This window comes from Pseudoxanthomonas sp. F37, from assembly GCF_022965755.1.
Classification (GTDB): Bacteria; Pseudomonadota; Gammaproteobacteria; order Xanthomonadales; family Xanthomonadaceae; genus Pseudoxanthomonas_A.
The window spans coordinates 3250421-3267316 of the sequence record NZ_CP095187.1 but is presented as its reverse complement, the minus strand read 5'-3'; the positions used below and the strand labels follow the sequence as shown (position 1 = coordinate 3267316).

15 protein-coding genes are annotated in these 16896 nt (G+C 63.4%); 6 read left to right on the top strand and 9 right to left on the bottom strand.

All coding sequences use genetic code 11. The annotated features are described in order from the left end of the window. Positions 1 to 9: 9 nt before the first annotated feature. Both MUU77_RS15390 and MUU77_RS15385 read left to right on the top strand, forming a co-directional pair. Positions 10 to 2166, top strand: a complete 2157-nt coding sequence (locus MUU77_RS15390; RefSeq protein WP_245088592.1) for a hypothetical protein — start codon at positions 10 to 12, stop codon at positions 2164 to 2166. A 106-nt stretch (positions 2167 to 2272) separates the two neighbouring features. Beyond that, positions 2273 to 2827, top strand: coding sequence for a hypothetical protein (locus tag MUU77_RS15385; protein ID WP_245088590.1), 555 nt, complete (start codon positions 2273 to 2275; stop codon positions 2825 to 2827). A 57-nt stretch (positions 2828 to 2884) separates the two neighbouring features. Here the strand turns inward: MUU77_RS15385 and MUU77_RS15380 are convergent, their stop codons facing one another. From MUU77_RS15380 to MUU77_RS15355, 6 genes are all read right to left on the bottom strand, one after another. Further along, positions 2885 to 3835: a glycosyltransferase family 2 protein gene (locus MUU77_RS15380; RefSeq protein WP_245088588.1), complete on the bottom strand. Its 951-nt coding sequence runs from the start codon at positions 3833 to 3835 to the stop codon at positions 2885 to 2887. Positions 3836 to 3959: 124 nt separating this feature from the next. Then, on the bottom strand, positions 3960 to 5363 hold the full coding sequence (locus tag MUU77_RS15375) for a mannose-1-phosphate guanylyltransferase/mannose-6-phosphate isomerase (protein ID WP_245088586.1): 1404 nt from the start codon (positions 5361 to 5363) through the stop codon (positions 3960 to 3962). A 13-nt stretch (positions 5364 to 5376) separates the two neighbouring features. Further along, positions 5377 to 6738 (bottom strand): phosphomannomutase, encoded by a 1362-nt coding sequence (locus MUU77_RS15370; RefSeq protein WP_245088584.1) that lies wholly within the window; start codon positions 6736 to 6738, stop codon positions 5377 to 5379. A gap of 22 nt (positions 6739 to 6760) precedes the next feature. Further along, positions 6761 to 7702, bottom strand: coding sequence for an electron transfer flavoprotein subunit alpha/FixB family protein (locus MUU77_RS15365; RefSeq protein ID WP_245088582.1), 942 nt, complete (start codon positions 7700 to 7702; stop codon positions 6761 to 6763). Then, positions 7702 to 8448 (bottom strand): electron transfer flavoprotein subunit beta/FixA family protein, encoded by a 747-nt coding sequence (locus tag MUU77_RS15360; protein ID WP_245088580.1) that lies wholly within the window; start codon positions 8446 to 8448, stop codon positions 7702 to 7704. Before MUU77_RS15360 ends, MUU77_RS15365 begins: the two co-directional genes overlap by 1 nt. Positions 8449 to 8524: 76 nt before the next feature. Then, positions 8525 to 9460: a hypothetical protein gene (locus tag MUU77_RS15355; RefSeq protein ID WP_245088578.1), complete on the bottom strand. Its 936-nt coding sequence runs from the start codon at positions 9458 to 9460 to the stop codon at positions 8525 to 8527. Positions 9461 to 9573: 113 nt separating this feature from the next. On the opposite strand from MUU77_RS15355, the gene MUU77_RS15350 reads away from it, so the two are divergent. From MUU77_RS15350 to MUU77_RS15335, 4 genes are all read left to right on the top strand, one after another. Continuing rightward, on the top strand, positions 9574 to 10305 hold the full coding sequence (locus tag MUU77_RS15350) for a CoA transferase subunit A (protein WP_245088576.1): 732 nt from the start codon (positions 9574 to 9576) through the stop codon (positions 10303 to 10305). After that, a complete protein-coding gene (locus MUU77_RS15345) occupies positions 10305 to 10940 on the top strand; it encodes a CoA transferase subunit B (RefSeq protein WP_245088574.1) in 636 nt (211 codons plus the stop codon). Before MUU77_RS15350 ends, MUU77_RS15345 begins: the two co-directional genes overlap by 1 nt. Before the next feature lie 265 nt (positions 10941 to 11205). Beyond that, positions 11206 to 13470, top strand: coding sequence for an FG-GAP-like repeat-containing protein (locus MUU77_RS15340; protein WP_245088572.1), 2265 nt, complete (start codon positions 11206 to 11208; stop codon positions 13468 to 13470). Positions 13471 to 13738: 268 nt separating this feature from the next. Further along, positions 13739 to 13939, top strand: coding sequence for a hypothetical protein (locus MUU77_RS15335; protein WP_245094712.1), 201 nt, complete (start codon positions 13739 to 13741; stop codon positions 13937 to 13939). Between the two features lie 60 nt (positions 13940 to 13999). On the opposite strand, the gene MUU77_RS15330 is transcribed toward MUU77_RS15335, so the two are convergent. The 3 genes from MUU77_RS15330 to MUU77_RS15320 are packed head-to-tail and all read right to left on the bottom strand — an operon-like array spanning position 14000 to position 16808. Further along, on the bottom strand, positions 14000 to 14947 hold the full coding sequence (locus MUU77_RS15330) for a lysylphosphatidylglycerol synthase domain-containing protein (protein ID WP_245088570.1): 948 nt from the start codon (positions 14945 to 14947) through the stop codon (positions 14000 to 14002). Beyond that, positions 14944 to 15702 (bottom strand): class I SAM-dependent methyltransferase, encoded by a 759-nt coding sequence (locus tag MUU77_RS15325; RefSeq protein ID WP_245088568.1) that lies wholly within the window; start codon positions 15700 to 15702, stop codon positions 14944 to 14946. The genes MUU77_RS15330 and MUU77_RS15325 overlap by 4 nt, the downstream gene beginning before the upstream one ends. Then, a complete protein-coding gene (locus tag MUU77_RS15320; RefSeq protein WP_245088566.1) occupies positions 15702 to 16808 on the bottom strand; it encodes a glycosyltransferase family 4 protein in 1107 nt (368 codons plus the stop codon). The genes MUU77_RS15325 and MUU77_RS15320 overlap by 1 nt, the downstream gene beginning before the upstream one ends. Positions 16809 to 16896 lie beyond the last annotated feature (88 nt).

Sequence of the window (16896 nt, the reverse complement as noted above, 5' to 3'; positions counted from 1 at the left end):
GAGGAGAAGATGACGCAATCTGGACGGATTCCAGAATTAGGCGTCTTTGCCGGCATTCTGCTGCTGACTGCCATCGTCTTCTACGCAGCGACTGCATGGGTGGCGGGCCCGGCGTACCTGGCCGACGAAATAGGTTATCTGACGAATGGCGCCTTCATTGCAGGGCACTTCGTAAGTTCCGCCAGTAGCTATCATGCGGGCTACTCGTTTCTGCTCGCGCCCCTGTTCTACTTCCTGGATGACCCCCGGGTGGTCTGGCGAGGCGTGCTGATAATCAACGCAGTTATGTGGGGCGTTTCCCTGGGCCTCGTGCATGATGTTGCCCGGAGACTATTCCCGGCCGCGTCACGATTGCAGCTGCTTCTGGCCACCTCGCTGGTCGCTGCTTATCCAGCCAACCTTGCGATGAGCGGATATGCCTTCAGTCAAAGCGCGGTGGCGTTCTTCTTCATCCTGTCCGTATGGAGCCTGTTCCGGGTCGACCCACTTCGACCGTTGACGGTCATCCCGCATGCGATTCTCGTCGGGCTCCAGTTCTGGATTCACCCAACGGGCGCCGTCGCGCCGATAGCTTCGCTGCTCGCACTGGCGCTCGTGGTCGCGCCGCGCCCATATCGATTACTGATGTTGCATGCGGTTGTTTCTTTGGGTTTGGTCGCAGCCTATCGATATGGTGTGGAGCCCTGGCGGGTCGCGGGCATGACGCCCGGCGGTGGCGATCCTGGTTTGCACTATCCCGGCCTGGGGAAGGTCGCGGCCGTTGTCCTTGACGTTAGCGCGTGGACAAAGCTGCTTGGATCCGCGCTTGGGCAATTGTCCTACAACGTGATAGCCAGCTTCGGCGTCAGTGTCCTGGGCGCCATAGAAATTCTGAGGCGCTGGCGCCAGCGTCATCTCGCGAGCGCTGACGCGACGGCAACGCATGTCCCGACCGAGGTGGTCGGGATATTCGTGTTGCTCGCCCCCTTGGGCTGCATCGCGCTGACTGCGCTCAGTACCGCCACCGGCACACCTGATCGGCTCGATCACTGGGTCTATGGGCGGTATCAGGACGCTTTCGTGCTCCCTTTGCTGGCCCTTGGCCTGTTGAGTCAGCGACGCCGCTGGGTGATGGTCGGAGTCGCGATACTGGTGTGCGTGGTCGGCATCTGGTTAAGTCATGGCGTTGGTGCATCCGGGGGAATCAACCGTGTGAATATTTCCGGCTTGTGGCCGGAATTGTTCCTCAGGGAAGGGCCGGTTTCCAGATGGCTGGCTCTGGGGGCGATGGGCGTCATCGCATTCAATTTGCTGCCGCGTTACCTGGCGTGGTCAGGTGCTCTTGCCCTCTACTGTTTCGCTGCGACTTCGCAGATCGATTGGCACCGCGCCATATTGGAAACGCGCAGCAGGCCATCGGAGGTGGTGGAGTTCGTCCGGGGCAACTACGCGGATGGGTGTGTCTACTTCGACATGGCGTCCTTGCCGCGGGATATGAATCCGGCATCGGCCCAAGTCGAGCGAGGTTTCCTGTATTCCTTCTTCTTCTTCAACTATCGCTACGAGAAGGGGAAAGAGGCGGAGTCGTGGGCGAACGGTCCGTGCCGGGGGGCGCTGCTTACATACAATGCAGGGTGGAAACAACGGCATCCTGAGCTGTCGGTCGTGGGCATTGAGAGTGATACAGGACTGCGGGTGTTCGTAAAAGAGGCCCCGGCGCAGCTGCGATATCCGGTCGCGCGGGCCAGTGCCAGTTCCGGAAGCCAATGGCGTCCCCGGATGGGCGAAACGTGCCTCCTGTCGGGAGGATGCCTCAACAGCTCCCCGGGTGATCTCGCCAGATTCACGAGGGTTGGCAAGCTTGGCGAAACGGGGCTGCTGACGACGGGCCGCGAGGGTTATCTGTTCTTCGGACCCTATCGTCCCTTGCCGGCCGGGATTTATGAATTAAGGTTGCGGGGGAGGGCGAACACCCTGGAAGCGGCCTATCTGGACGTGGTTTCGGACGGGGGACGCCGCGTGCTGATGAAGGAAGCACTTATCGCCAGGTCCCCGGATTCGCTGGGCGCGTGGCGTTTCGAGGTGCCCAGCGACCAGGCGTCGGTTGAAGTTCGGCTGTGGGTGGGGGCGGGCGACGATCTGACCGTTGCCGGATACTCGCTGCAACCGGCGGTCGCGGGACTCTAGGCTGCACAAGGTATAAGATTCTGCCCCCTACCGGCGTGGCATGCCGGCGGTGTACGTTCCGACGCCTGATGCGGCGCTACCAATGACTACCGATTTCGAGGATTTCATGAAGACGATCACTTCTTTGCTCGCAGTTGCCGTATTGCTTGCCCTGACTGCCTGCAAACAGCAGGATGAGGGAGTGCATCTGGAGCCGATGCCGGAATCCTCGCCGGACGCCGCGGCTGAAGCGCCGCCGGCGTCAGCCGCCTCGCCTGTTGAGGCGGCGCCCGAATTGGCCTATGCGGACTCCCTGTCGCGCAACCTCGCTACCGACAAGTACAACACGCAGGGCGGCAAATGGGTGGACGGCAAGCTGGTCAATGACAGCAGCAGGAATGGCTATGTCTTGTTTGGCCCGTATGTGGGATTAAAGGCAGGAACCTACACCGTATCGCTCCAGGGCAATGTCGATGCAGTCGCCGCCGGACAGTTTCGCCTCGATGCCGCTTCCGGCAAGGGGACAGTGGCGCATGGCGGCGTGAATGTCACTCAGGTGGGACCGTTCCCGACCTTCGACATCGTTCTCGCCAGCGATGTTTCTGATCTGGAAATCCGTGCGTTGGTGCCGAAAGATGCACGTGTTTCCATTACTTCGTATCAGGTCGCTCGCAAGCGATGATGTGATTGGGTGGGCCGAAGTCGGCGATGGCTTCGGCCCTTTGCACTCGGAAGGGCCCTAGCTCCTGCGCACCTCGTGTTCGATGCGCTGTACTCGTACGTCAATGCGTTCCATCAGCTTGCGGTTGGTGGCGATCAGATCCGCAAGAAAACCCATCATCAGGGTGATGGCGCCCAGAATCAGGCACAGGGCGGCGAAGATGACGGACTGGATGTGGCCTGCGCCGTCGCCGATGAGCACGAAGTAGAGATAGCGCAGGCCTGCGAGCAGCCCCGCCGCACCCAGGATGATGCTGGGCCAGAAGAACAAGAAGAACGGCCGGTAGATCGCGAACACGCGCAAGATGGTGACCAGCGAGCGCTGCACGTAGCTGCGGATGCTCTTCACCAACCGCGAAGGGCGAAGATCGGGATTGGTCCGAATCGGTACCGACAACACGCGCAGATTGCTGCGCCCTGCCTGGATGATGGTTTCCAGCGTGTAGGTATATGCATTGAAGACGTTCAAGCGCATTGCGGTTTCCCGCGAGATGGCGCGAAACCCGCTCGGCGCATCCGCAACGTCGGTCTGGCTGGCCACACGTACGGCCCAGCTGCCAAGTCGCTGCAGTTTCTTCTTCACCCAGGAAAAATGCTCGGTCTCGTCGATGGGTCGGGCGCCGATCACCATGTCGGCCTCGCCAGCGAGGATGGGTGAGGTCAGTAGTGGAATGTCGTCGGCTTCATACTGGTTGTCGGCGTCCGTGTTGACGATGACGTCCGCGCCCAAGCGAAGGCATGCATCCAGGCCTGTCATGAAGGCGGTAGCGAGGCCGCGATTGACCGGATGCCGAACAACGTGGTGCACGCCCAACTGCCGTGCCAATCTGGCCGTGTCATCGGTCGAGCCGTCGTCGACGATCAGCCACTCGACGTGCTCGAATCCTGCGACAGACCGGGGTAGCGCGCCAACGGCTACCGCAAGGGTTTCGGCTTCGTTGAGGCAGGGGATCTGGATGATCAACTTCATGGGGTAGCACGCTCCTTGCGGCAACCGGAATCATTGGACGACCTGACGGTCGCTATTGGCGATTATCCGTCATTCTTCGCGCCTGGCGGCAGTGGCTGCCAGCTGCATGCAGATCCGGAAGATCTCATACGCGTCCGTAGGTATCCTCGAAACGCACGATGTCGTCCTCCCCGAGATAGCTCCCCGACTGGACTTCTATCAGTTCCAGCGGGAGCTTGCCGGGATTCCTGAGCCGGTGCGTGACGCCCAGCGGGATATACGTGCTCTGGTTCTCCGTCAACAGGACCACTTCGTCCCCCCGCGTAACCTCCGCGGTTCCACTGACCACGATCCAGTGTTCGGCACGGTGGTGATGCATCTGCAGGCTCAGCACGGCGCCTGGCTTTACGGTGATCCGCTTCACCTGGAAGCGCGTGCCGTTGTCTATGGAGTCGTACGCGCCCCAGGGCCGGTACACCTTTCGATGGGCCACTGCCTCGCTGCGGCCTTCCTGCTTGATGCGCCCCACCACGGTCTTCACGTCCTGGATGCGGCTCTTGTGTCCCACGAGAATCGCGTCGTCTGTCTCGACCACGATCAGGTCCTCGAGACCTATCATCGCGATCAACTTGGTGCCGTAGGCGTACGTGTTCCTGCAATCGACTTCCATCACGTCGCCGTGATGGGCGTTGCCAGCATCGTCCTTGTCGGACACCGACCACAGCGCGGACCAGGAGCCGACGTCGCTCCATCCTGCATCGAGAGGTACTACCGCCCCAGCGGTTGTCTTCTCCATGACGGCGTAGTCGATGGAGTCGCTGGGGCTTGCAGCGAAGGCTTCGGGATCCAGGCGGATGAAATCCTGGTCGCGCGACGCTTGCCTGAGTGCGTTCTCGCTAGCCGAGACGATCTCGGGCCGGAACTTGCGAAGCTCATCCAGGTAGCGGGAAGCCTTGAATACGAACATGCCGCCGTTCCAGAAATAGTCTTGGGACGCGACGTACTGCTCGGCGGTGGCCCGGTCCGGCTTCTCGATGAAGCGATCGATTTCACGGACCCCTGGGCCATCCTTAGCCTTGATATAGCCATAACCGGTCTCGGGCGCATCGGGCACAATGCCGAAGGTCACCAGTTTCCCGTGAGAGGCGGCCTCTGCGGCCTGCCGCACCGCATCCCGGAACCGGGACTCGTCGCGGATCACGTGATCGGACGGGAGAACGAGCAGCAACGCGTCCTCGTGCTTGGTGAGGGCGTGCAGGGCCGCCACCGCGATGGCCGGGGCAGTGTTGCGGCCCACGGGCTCAAGGATGATGGCGTCGGGCTGCGCGTTGCACTCCCTCAATTGTTCCGCTGCCATGAACCGGTGCTCCTGGTTGGCCACCACGATGGGTGCCAGGTCCGAAACGGGCGCGACCCGCTTCCACGTGGCCTGCAGCATGGTGTCCTCGCCGACCAGCGGCAGGAACTGCTTCGGATAGGCTTCGCGCGAGAGGGGCCAAAGGCGCGTGCCGGATCCGCCTGAAAGGATGACGGGAAGAATAGAGGGCATGGATAGTCCTTGATCAGTGAGAGGCGGGCTTGCCGCCGATCAATGCGGAAAGCTCGTCGGTACACTTGGCAAGCAACGATGCATCGCCTCGCGTTTCGATGTTCAGCCGCAGGAGCGGCTCCGTGTTGGAGCTGCGGAGATTGAAGCGCCAGGTGCCGAAATCGGCACTCGCCCCGTCAGTGTGGTCCAACACGGGGGACTGGTCCGCGTAATGTTCGAGAACCCGCCTTACGGCTTCGCGCGCGTCGGCCACCCGGAAATTGATCTCTCCACTGCACGGGAAAGCCCGCATGCGATCGGCTACCAGTTCGGCCAGCGGCTTGCCCGTTGCCGACATGAGGGCCGTGATGAGCAGCCAGGGGATCATTCCGGAATCGCAGTAGGCGAAGTCGCGGAAGTAGTGATGTGCGCTCATCTCGCCACCGTAGATGGCGTCTTCCGCGCGCATGCGCTCCTTGATGAACGCATGTCCGGTCTTGCTCATGACCGGAAGCCCGCCCGCGGCCTGGACCATCTCGATGGTGTTCCAGGTCAGGCGCGGGTCATGGATGATCCGACTCCCCGGGGCGCGGGCCAGCAGTGCCTGAGCCAGCAGCCCCACCAGATAGTAGCCTTCGATGAACGAACCGTCCGCGTCGAAGAAGAAGCATCGGTCGAAGTCGCCATCCCATGCCAGTCCAAGGTCTGCGCCATGGAGGCGTACGGCTTCGGCCGTCGCTGTGCGATTTCCGGGCAACAGGGGATTGGGAATCCCATTGGGGAAGCTGCCGTCGGGTTCGTGCTGGATACGGATGAACTCGAAAGGCAGATGGGGCGCCAACTGGTCGACAATCAAGCCGGCGCCGCCATTCCCGGCGTTTACGACGATCTTCAGCGGCCTCAGCGTCGCGGGGTCGACATAGCCCAGCAGATGTTCGATGAATGCGGTCTTGTCCGGTGCTTCCGTCCGTTGGGCGCCCGCGATCTGCGTGGGTACTTCCGAACCCAGCGCAAAGTCCCTGATGGCATGCAGGCCGGAGTCGCCGCTGATTGGACGCGCGCCGTCGCGAACCAGCTTCATCCCGTTGTAATCCATCGGGTTGTGGCTGGCCGTGACCATGACGCCACCCGCCGCACCGCGATGGAATGTCTGGAAATAGACCTCTTCGGTGCCACAGAGGCCGATGTCGATCACATCGCGGCCTGCATGCAGTAAGCCTTCCTCCAGCGCCCGCTGCAGGGCGTGACTCGTCAGCCGCACATCCCTGCCGATCACGACGGGGCCAGGGCCAAGCAAGCGCGCCATCCCTGACCCTATGCGTCGGGCCAGGTCGGTATTCAGCTCGTCGGGGACGCGGCCACGGATGTCATAGGCCTTGAAGCAGGCAGCATTCATCTAAAAACCTTCCTTGGGCGCGTCAGGCAATGGCAGCTTCCAGCTCCGGCAGCAACTGGAACAGATCCCCCACCAACCCGATATCCGCAATCTCGAAGATCGGTGCTTCGCCGTCCTTGTTGATCGCCACGATGGTGCCGGCGTCCTTGATGCCGGTCAGGTGCTGGATGGCACCGGAGATGCCGACGGCGACATACAGCTCGGGGGCGATGATCTTGCCGGTCTGGCCGACCTGCAGCTCGTTCGGGACGTACCCGGCGTCCACCGCGGCGCGCGAGGCGCCGACGGCGGCGCCCAGCTTGTCGGCCAGGGCGTAGATGACCTTGAAGTTCTCGGCCGAGCCCACGCCGCGGCCGCCGGAGACCACGCGCTTGGCGCTCTGCAGGTCGGGGCGGTCGGACTTGCCGGCGGCCAGGCCCATGTACCGCGTATGTGTCGGCAGCGTGACATCCACGCTGGCGGCTTCGATCGTTGCGCTGCCGCCCTTGGCGGCTTCCGGCCACGATGCCGTACGCACGGTGGCGACGACGGTCTGGTCGGCCGGGGTTTCGACGGTGATGATCGCGTTGCCGGCGTAGATCGGGCGCTTGAAGGTGTGCGGGCCTTCCACGGCCATCAGGTCGGAGACCTGATTGACGCCGAGCAGGGCGGCCACGCAGGGCAGCAGATCCTTGCCGAAGGTGGTGGAGGGCGCGAACACGTGGGTATAGCCCGCGGCGAGCTTGGCGATCTGCGGCGCCAGCACCTGGGCGATGGCGTTCGCATTGGCCGCGTTGGCGACGGTCAGCACCTTGCCGACGCCTGCGAGCTGCGCGGCTTCGGCGGCGACGGCCGCCGGGTCGGCGGCCAGCACGACCACGTCGATGGCATCGGCCTTCACCGCCACGGCGGCGCTGACGGTCTTGGCGGTGGAGGCGTTGAGCCTGCCGTCCAGGTGTTCGGCGATGACGAGAACCTTGCCCATTACAGCAACCCCTTCTGCTTGAGTGCGGCGACCAGTTCGGCCGCGTCCTTCACCATGACGCCCTTGCTGCGCTTGGCCGGCGGAGCGTAATGCGTGGTCTTGTGCGTATCGGCGGATTCGACGCCCAGGTCGGCCAACTGCACCGTTTCCAGCGGCTTGCTCTTGGCCTTCATGATGTCGGGCAGCTTGATGAAGCGCGGTTCGTTGAGGCGCAGGTCGGTGGTGACGACCGCAGGCAGGTCGATCTCCAGTGTTTCCAGCCCGGCGTCGACTTCGCGCACCACGGTGGCCTTGCCGTCGGCGATGTCGAGCTTGCCGGCGAAGGTCGCCTGTGGGCGGCCCCACAGGGTGGCCAGCATCTGGCCGGTCTGGTTGGCGTCGTCGTCGATGGCCTGCTTGCCCAGGATCACGAGGTCGGGAGATTCCTTCTCGACCAGCTTCAGCAGGGTGCGGGCGGCGGTCAGCGGCTGGATGGCCTGGTCGGTGACCACATGGATGGCGCGGTTGGCGCCCATGGCCAGGCCGTTGCGCAGGTGGGCCTGGGCGTCGGCGGGGGCGATGGTGGCGACCACCACCTCGGTGGCGATGCCTTTGTCGCGCAGGCGCAGGGCTTCTTCCAGCGCGATCTCGTCGAAGGGGTTGGGGGACAGCTTGACGCCGTCGGTGACCACGCCGGAGCCGTCCGGCTTGACCTGGATGCGGACGTTGTAGTCCACCACGCGCTTGTAGGCGACGAGAATCTTCATCCTGCGGGAATTCCTGTGTGCGACGGAGAGGCCCGGCCGCGGCGGCTGGCCGAGGGCAGAAGCCGGATTTTAGCCGTCAGGCCCGATCCATGCGAGTCCGTACGGTGGCGTCTGCCGGCAGCGTGGCGAGCAGGGCGGCAAGCCGGGCTGCGCTGCCGGGGGCCTGGTCGAAGAAGAGGGAGGGCTCGGTCAGTTCCAGTTCCAGCAGGCAGGGTTGGCCGTCCGGGCCGGGCAGCAGGTCGATGCGTGCGTAAGGCAGGGGCGCCTCCAGCTGGCGCAGGCGCGTGGTCGCGGCCAGGATGCGTTCGGCGAGGCCGAGTTCCGAAGGCAGGGCATCGCGCGCGGTGATGTCGCCCGCCGCCATGGGCGCCTGCCGCGCGCCTTCGCCGGGGGGCAACTGCGCGCCCTTGCGCAGGGCGTGGCTGAACCGGCCGGCAAAATAGACCAGTGCGGTTTCGCCGGCGGCATCCACCGTGGACAGGTAGGGCTGCAGCATTACGCTGCGGTCCTGGTCGAGGAGCCGGGCGATATGGTTGCCGGCGGCGAACTGCTGGTCGCGCTGGTAGCGCTGGGTGTCGCGTGCCCCGGCACTGACGGTCGGCTTGACCACGAACTCGTCAGCATCCGCGAACGCCTGCAGGAAGCGGATCAGGGCCTCCATGGGCTCGGCATCGGGCTCCACGAACGTCGTCGGCACCGTGGAGATGCCGACGGCGGCCAGATCGGCCAGGTAGTGCTTGTCCGTGTTCCAGCGGACCACGTTCAGCGGGTTGAGCAGCGTGGTCGCCCGGTCCACTCGTTCGGCCCATGCCAGGAACGCCGGCAGCCGCTCGGTGTAGTCCCAGGGCGAGCGGAGCAGGACGGTATCGAAGCGCCCCCAGTTCACGGTGGGATCGTCCCAGGCCACGGCGCGGGCATGCAGGCCAGCATCGGCGCACGCATCGAGCAGGGGGGCGAGGTCATCGTCATGCCCGGTGGCAGCGACGGCGGTGACGAGGGCGACGGTTCTCATGGGGGGCAGTGTACGCGCACGCCCCGCACCGGATTCCCATTGCCCGAAAGTACCTGTGTCGGGGAGGGGCGGCTGGGTAGAATGCCGGCTTTCACCATCGAATGGATCGCGTCATGGCGGGCAATCCCGGCTCCGGAGGCAAGCAGAAGCTCTATCCCAGCGCGGCAGCGGCGCTCGAAGGGGTCGTGGCCGACGGCCAGACGCTGGCGGTCGGCGGCTTCGGACTGTGCGGCATCCCCGAAGCGCTGATCGGCGCCCTGCGCGACAGTGGGGTGAAGGGGCTCACGGCGATCTCCAACAACGCGGGCGTGGACGGCTTCGGGCTGGGGCTGCTGCTGGAGACCCGTCAGATCAGGAAGATGATTTCGTCCTACGTGGGCGAGAACAAGGAATTCGAGCGCCAGTTCCTCTCCGGCGAACTGGAACTGGAATTCAACCCGCAGGGCACGCTGGCCGAGCGGCTGCGCGCCGGCGGCGCCGGGATCCCCGCCTTCTTCACCCGCACGGGCTACGGCACGGTGGTGGCCGAAGGCAAGGAAACCCGCCAGTTCGGCGAGCACTGGTACGTGATGGAGACGGCCCTGGTGGCCGACGTGGCGCTGGTCAAGGCGTGGAAGGCCGACAAGGCGGGCAACCTGGTGTTCCGCAAGACCGCGCGCAACTTCAACCCGGCCTGCGCGATGGCCGGCAAGGTCTGCATCGCCGAGGTCGAGGAAGTGGTGGAAATCGGCGCGATCGATCCCGACCACGTCCACTTGCCGGGCATCTACGTGGACCGCATCGTCCACAACCCCACCCCCGAAAAGCGCATCGAGCAGCGCACCGTCCGCCAAGGAGAGAAGTGATGCCCTGGACCCGCGATGAGATGGCGCAGCGCGCCGCCCGCGAACTCACCGATGGCGCCTACGTGAACCTGGGCATCGGCCTGCCGACCCTGGTCGCCAACCACATCCCCGCCGGAATGGACGTGTGGCTGCAGTCCGAAAACGGCCTGCTGGGCATCGGTCCGTTCCCGACCGAAGGCGAGGTGGATGCCGACCTGATCAACGCCGGCAAGCAGACCGTCACGGCCCGCGCCGGCGCCAGCTATTTCGGCAGCCACGACTCCTTCGCCATGATCCGCGGCGGCCACATCGACCTGGCCGTGCTGGGCGCCATGCAGGTCACCGACAAGGGCGACCTGGCCAACTGGATGGTCCCTGGCAAGATGGTCAAGGGCATGGGCGGCGCCATGGACCTGGTGGCCGGCGTCAAGCGCATCGTCGTGCTGATGGAGCACGTGGCCAAGGACGGGAGCCACAAGATCCTGCCGCAGTGCGACCTGCCCCTGACCGGGGTGGGCGTGGTGGACCGGATCATCACCGATCTGGCGGTGTTCGACGTGACGCCGGAGGGGCTGGTGCTGGTGGAGGCGGCCGAAGGTGTGACCGAGGCCGAACTCCGGGCGAAGACGGGCGTGCCCTACCGTTCGCCAGCCTGACAGGCGTCGATGCGTGACGGATGTCAAGCCCCTGCTCGTTTTGCTAGCGATACATCTGACTTTCAGCTGTACGTCATCCTGCCGATAAACAGGTAAGCGGACCGGGTTGGCTGTTTTACAGTCGGCCAGCTGGGCTATATTGTCCGTTCAGGGGCTCCATCTGTTTTTCTTGAGGGTACGTATGAAACTCCGCATTGGCGCTTGCGCCTTGGTAGTGGCTTTGGCCGGGTGCAGTGGAGGCAACCCCGAATCGGGCGTAGCCGGAATGCGCGGCATCGCCGCCACTCAGTCGTCCGGTGCGCTGCCGGCCGCGCTTCCCTTGGCCCGCGCGATCGGCGCCTCCATCGCCAATGCGCCGGATCGCGGCGCGCTGTTGTCCTATCCGGACAAGGCGAAGGCTGCCAAGCAGGAGGGCGCCTACACGTGGTACCCCACCGCCATCAGCGAGGCGCACGCCTTCAAGGCCGTGGCCACCGGCGAAATGACGGTGCCGTCGCCTGATGGCAGCCAGGTCAAGCTGCGTTACGAGCGCCATGTCGAGGAAATCGACGGCAACTGGACCTGGATCGGCCGTGTGGTCGGCGGCGATCCGATGCAGGAGGCCATCATCACCTTCGGCGAGAAGGCGGTGTTCGGTTCCATCCCGCAGGCCAATGGCAAGCCGGCCCTGAGCCTGCAAACCCGAAACGGCAGCGTGTTCGCCGTCCAGACCGATCCTTCGAAGGTGGTGTCGGCGACCAAGGGACACGTGGACATGATGATCCCGGAGGCGGCCGCGCTGCGCTCGTCGATGGGGGCCGCGGTCAGCCAGTCCGCGCCCGTGAGCCAGGGCGCGACCATGGTGGCGCAGTCTGCGCCGCAGACCTCGGCCAATACCATCGACGTGGCGATCGGCTACACGCCCGAATTCGCCACGGCGAACGGCGGCGCGTCCGGCGCCGCGACGCGTCTGGTCTTCCTGGTCCAGGTGGGCAACCAGGCCTTCGTCAACAGCGACGTCAACGGCTACCTGCGCATCGTCCATGCCTTGCAGGTCAGCTATACCAATACCAACAGCAACGAGACGGCACTGTCCGAGCTGACCGGCAGCGATGGTCAGTCCGCCGTCACCGTTCCGGCCAGCCTGACCCCGCTGCGCACGGCGCGCGACCAGTACGGCGCGGATATCGTCGTGCTGGTGCGCAAGTTCAATACGCCGGAGAACGACGGCTGCGGCATCGCCTGGCTGAACGGCGCCAACCAGACCGCGATCACCGCAGCGGATGCACCCTGGGGATATGCGGTCATCAGTGACGGCTACGACCAGGGCACGGACGGCAAGACGTACTACTGCGCAGACGAGACCCTGGTGCACGAAGCCGCCCACCTGATGGGTTCGGCGCATGACCGGGCCAATTCGACCACCACCGGCCCCAACAATACGACGGTCCTGCAGTATGGCGCGTATCCCTATTCGTTCGGGTACAAGACAGCGGCAGCAGCCGGCAATTTCTACACCGTGATGGCGTACGGCGATACCGGCCAGATTTCGCACCGCATCTTCTCCACGCCCTTGAAGAGCACCTGTGGCAGCGGCGCCAATTTGGCGTGCGGTGTGGCCAACAGCGAGGACAATGCGCGCAGCCTGAACCAGACGATTCCGGTGGTGGCGACGTTCCGGGCGACCGTGGTGCCATTCTTGGGTCGGTTGAACAATGACTACAATGGAGACGGCAAATCGGATGTCTTCTGGCGCCATTCGCAAACTAACAGCAACTCCATCTGGTTGGCGGGGGTGCCGACGGGTGCGATGAACAGCACAGCGGGTACGGGCTGGCAGGTGGTGGGCACTGGCGATTTCAATGGAGATGGCCGATCGGACCTCTTCTGGCGCCACCAGCAGCTCGGCCTGAACTCAATCTGGCGGTCGGGCTCGTCCGCTGGCGCTGTCAATTCCCAGATGGCCACAAACTGGCAGGTGGTCGGCACCGGCGACTTCAACGCCGACGGCAAGGAGGACGTGTTCTGGCGCGATCCGGCAACTGGCAGCAACTTGATCTGGTGGTCGGGTGCAGCCACGGGAGCACGGGCAAGTAGTGCCAACCCGGTTTGGAGCGTGGTGGCCACAGGCGACTTCGATGGGGACGGCGAATTCGACGTGATGTGGCGAAACCTTGCGAGCGGTGACAATTCAATCTGGCTGTCGGCCGTGCCGGCTGGCGCGCTTGCGAGCAAGACTGCAACCAGTTGGAGGGTGGTGGGTGCCGGCGACTTCAATGGCGACGGCAAATACGACATCCTGTGGCGGAACATTTCGCTGGGTGGCGCCAACTCGATATGGTGGTCGGGTACTGCTGCGGGATCGACCTCAAGCAGTGCGGGGACTACGTGGTACGTGGCCACGACGGGCGACTTCGACGGTAACGGCACGTGGGACATCTTCTGGCGGAATTCGGCGAGCGGTATCAACGCCATCTGGGGCTCGGGGCTTTCTTCCAACGCCAAGAACGCGGCCACGGTGAGCGACCAGCGATGGGGCGTGTACCCCTGAGCAGCGCACGAGGCAAGTATGAGCAAATTGAGCGGGTCGGCTTCTGCCGACCCGCTTCTCCTTCGGCGGTATTGCGCCATATTGCGTTCTACGCAGGGGTTTTTTCTGCTAAGTGCGACGACTCTTTGCAGGGGGCTTACAAGATGAACGACCGCTCGGTACCTTCGAAAGCGGTCGCTCCGAGGCCGGCATGGCGTGTCGGAAGCGGCCTGGCAGAACAGTTTCAACTCAGCCAGCTTCTATGCCTGCGTGCCGAATACGGCGTGGCATGGAAGCCGAGGACGCCATACGTCTGAAGGGACTTGAGGCGGAGAACTACCTGCTCAAGCGGGTGCTGGCCGAGGAACGCCGGGACATCGATTTGTTTGAATACAATGAGCGGTCCGACAGCCCGATAATGCGACAAAGGGTTGCGAGCCAAGATCAGAAACCCTCAGTCCTTTTGAAACCGTCCGGGATTTCGCGGTAGAACCCCGCCTGTGAAAACGGGGCAGAGCAGCTTCAAGCGGACTTCAAAAGCGCGGGAGGCCTAGCCAATGCCGCCGCCGGAGGCGTTGCTGCCCAATCTGGGGCGAAGGGAAATCCCGATCAAGTAGGTGAAGCCGTCCCCCAGCACTGTGGTCAACCGCAAGATGGCAGTGCTGGTGACCGCCACTTCACCCCCATACAGTGGCGTCAATCCAAGGATAAGGAGTGCCTCTCTTACGCCAAGTCCCGCCGGCGCGCCCGGTACGACAAACCCGAACAACCAGGCGATCGCATAGACGCCAAGAAGAGCAGGGTGGAAATCCTGGTACGGAACGCTCATGGCGCCCACGATGAGCCAGAGTGCGATCGAGCCCAGCAGGAGGCAGGCCCCATTGATTCCCAGCACGTGCAGCGCCAGCACGAGGTTTCTTCCCGATAGGAGAAGTCGGGATTTCATGGCGACTGGCACCGCCCTCGTCCGAAACTGCGGTACTAGGAAAACCACCAGGATGCAGAGCAGCATGCCCCCGGCCAGAAGCAGGAGATTGTCCTTTGCGGTGGGCGCATAAATGAAAAGAGCCCGCGAAAGAAGATCCAACGCAAAAAAAGAACATGCGCACGCTGCTGCCAAGAGGAATATGGGTTCAAGGGCGATACTCGCGCCGGCCCGGCCCATGTCGACGCCGGAACGTCGGGCCAGGAGCATTCGCCCGACATGCTGGCCCACGTTGCCAGGCAGATACTTGCCAATCTGGGACGTGGCCACGATGCCCAGCGATCTGTGGTATGCGAGGTCCACGCCCACGATGCGGAGTACCAACTGCCAACCTCGCGCACTGAGAAGATAGGTGAGGAGGTAGCAGACCAGCGCCATCGCCAGGCTGAGAACCGTTGTGCCATCGACGTGTACCAGCCTGAACGCCTCCCAGTGCGATGCAGCGGCTTGCAAGAACAGGTACAGACATGCCAAGCCGATCAGCAGTCCAAGCACAGACCACAGACGCTTCACGGTGAACCCTTCTGCAGCGTATAGATCAGGGTCGAAATGAGGGGTTTCGCCAGCTTGATGAGCGGGGATGGCAGCGACGAGGAAAGGAACCTCGCGATCCGAGATTCCGGATACTCGATCAGCAACGTCAGTCGGACGGCTTCGATGGTCGACTCACTATGGATCAGTCCCGCCTCCTGGAACAATTTCCTGGCTTCTGCGTCGCTGAGGGGTATGCAGTCGTAGTGATCGCCCCTTCGCATGAGGCGGACATACAGGTCTGCTACCTGGATGGGCAGCCAGCTCAGCAGAGGGAGGCGAAAGTGGGGTTCGATGAGTCTCCACTTGTTGGGTACGGCGAGGTAGGTGATTGCCGAGGCATCCATTACCCGGGCAATCTCGCGAAGGTGATGCAACTGCTCGGAGCGGTCTCCGACATGCTCAATGACGTGGTTGGTGACGATGACATCGAAACTTCCCGCGTCGAAAGGCAAGCTCGTTCCATCAACCTTAATGAAAGTGTAGCCGTCGGTCACTATGCGATTGTCCGCAACATCGACCGCAGTTACATGCGCATCCGCGTGACCGATCCGGGCGAGCGTCGACGAGATTGCACCCGACCCACAGCCGATTTCAAGAATGCGGCGGGCATCGGAGAAGCGCTGCTCACCGAGGAGCGCGACGATCTTCCGCGCCTTGAGTATACGACTTGCTTCATCAAGGACTGCATGTGGCAGTCTTGACCGTTCCGAGGCGGGTTCCATTGTCTTCGGCATCAACGAGCATCCTCGAGCAGCGTAACGAAAGCAGAGGTCTGGGCGCTACGTGAGAAGCGCTCCCGTGTATGGCGCGCGATTGCGCCCCGGTCCTCCAGTACCCCGCGCGCTGGATCGCGAAGCCCTTCTATCGCGGAGACCCATGCGTCGGCGTTTCCCGCCTGCAGTAGGAGACCGGTCTTCCCGTCGATGACCGCATCGGTGATGCCATCGAGCCGAGACGCCAAGAGCCTCGCTCCCAAAGAAGACGCCTCGATCGCCACCAGGCCGAAGCCTTCGGCATCGACAGCGTCTGGCGTTGGAATGTTGGGCATTACGACGGCATCGGCGCTTCGTATCATCGACGCCAGCGCGGGGGCATCGAGCCGTCCCAGGCAATGGGTACGCTCGCACGCGCGTAGTTTGAGCTTGTACTCCGAATCGGAAGTGTCCCCTACTACGAAGAAGCAGGCCCCGCCGCTGATTCTCGGGACCACGTTGGTGGCGAACCACAAGGAGCCCTTGCGGGGCACGAGTCGACCGAAATACAGGATCCGGAAGCAGTCTTTTGACTTGTTCCAGACGTCCGGGAGTCGCTCTGACGCCACGTCTTCGCTTGGGAAGCTGCTGGCGGGAAGCGAGGGAGTAATTACGTTGACATTGCGTATGCGCTCTGCGGCTGCCAGTGCCGAGGTATGGGCCGAGATGGCCACGCAGGCGCTGAAGCATGACTGGGAGGCACGAAACAGGCGGAAGAAGAGTCCATACAGCCTCGGCAAAACACCTTTCCTCCTGTGATAGACCAGATCGAGTCCATACAGGATCACCAATCGCGTAGCTCTCTTGTTGGTCAGGTGATGACACAGGGCTGCCGGGAAAAGTATCAGGTCGCCGAAGATGACCCGGTCGTAGCGCCGCCCGCGGAAGAGGCAGAACGCCATCGCCTTGATGACAAACGCCGCGTAGGCCCAGAGCGCGGGCGGACGTCCGTCTTCACGCCCTCTCAGGACGAGCAGGCGGAGGTCGAAAACGTCGCTCAGGCCGGCGCTAAGCTCTGACGCATATGTTTCCATGCCGCCGACCGACGGCGGCCATTTTCTAGAGATGAATAGGATGCGTTCTTTCATGGTCACGAGCAGCGGAAAGCGGGGGCCTGCGTATCATCAAGCGAGGTGTGATCGCGCAGGTCGGGCGGACGTCAGATTGGCAGCCGGT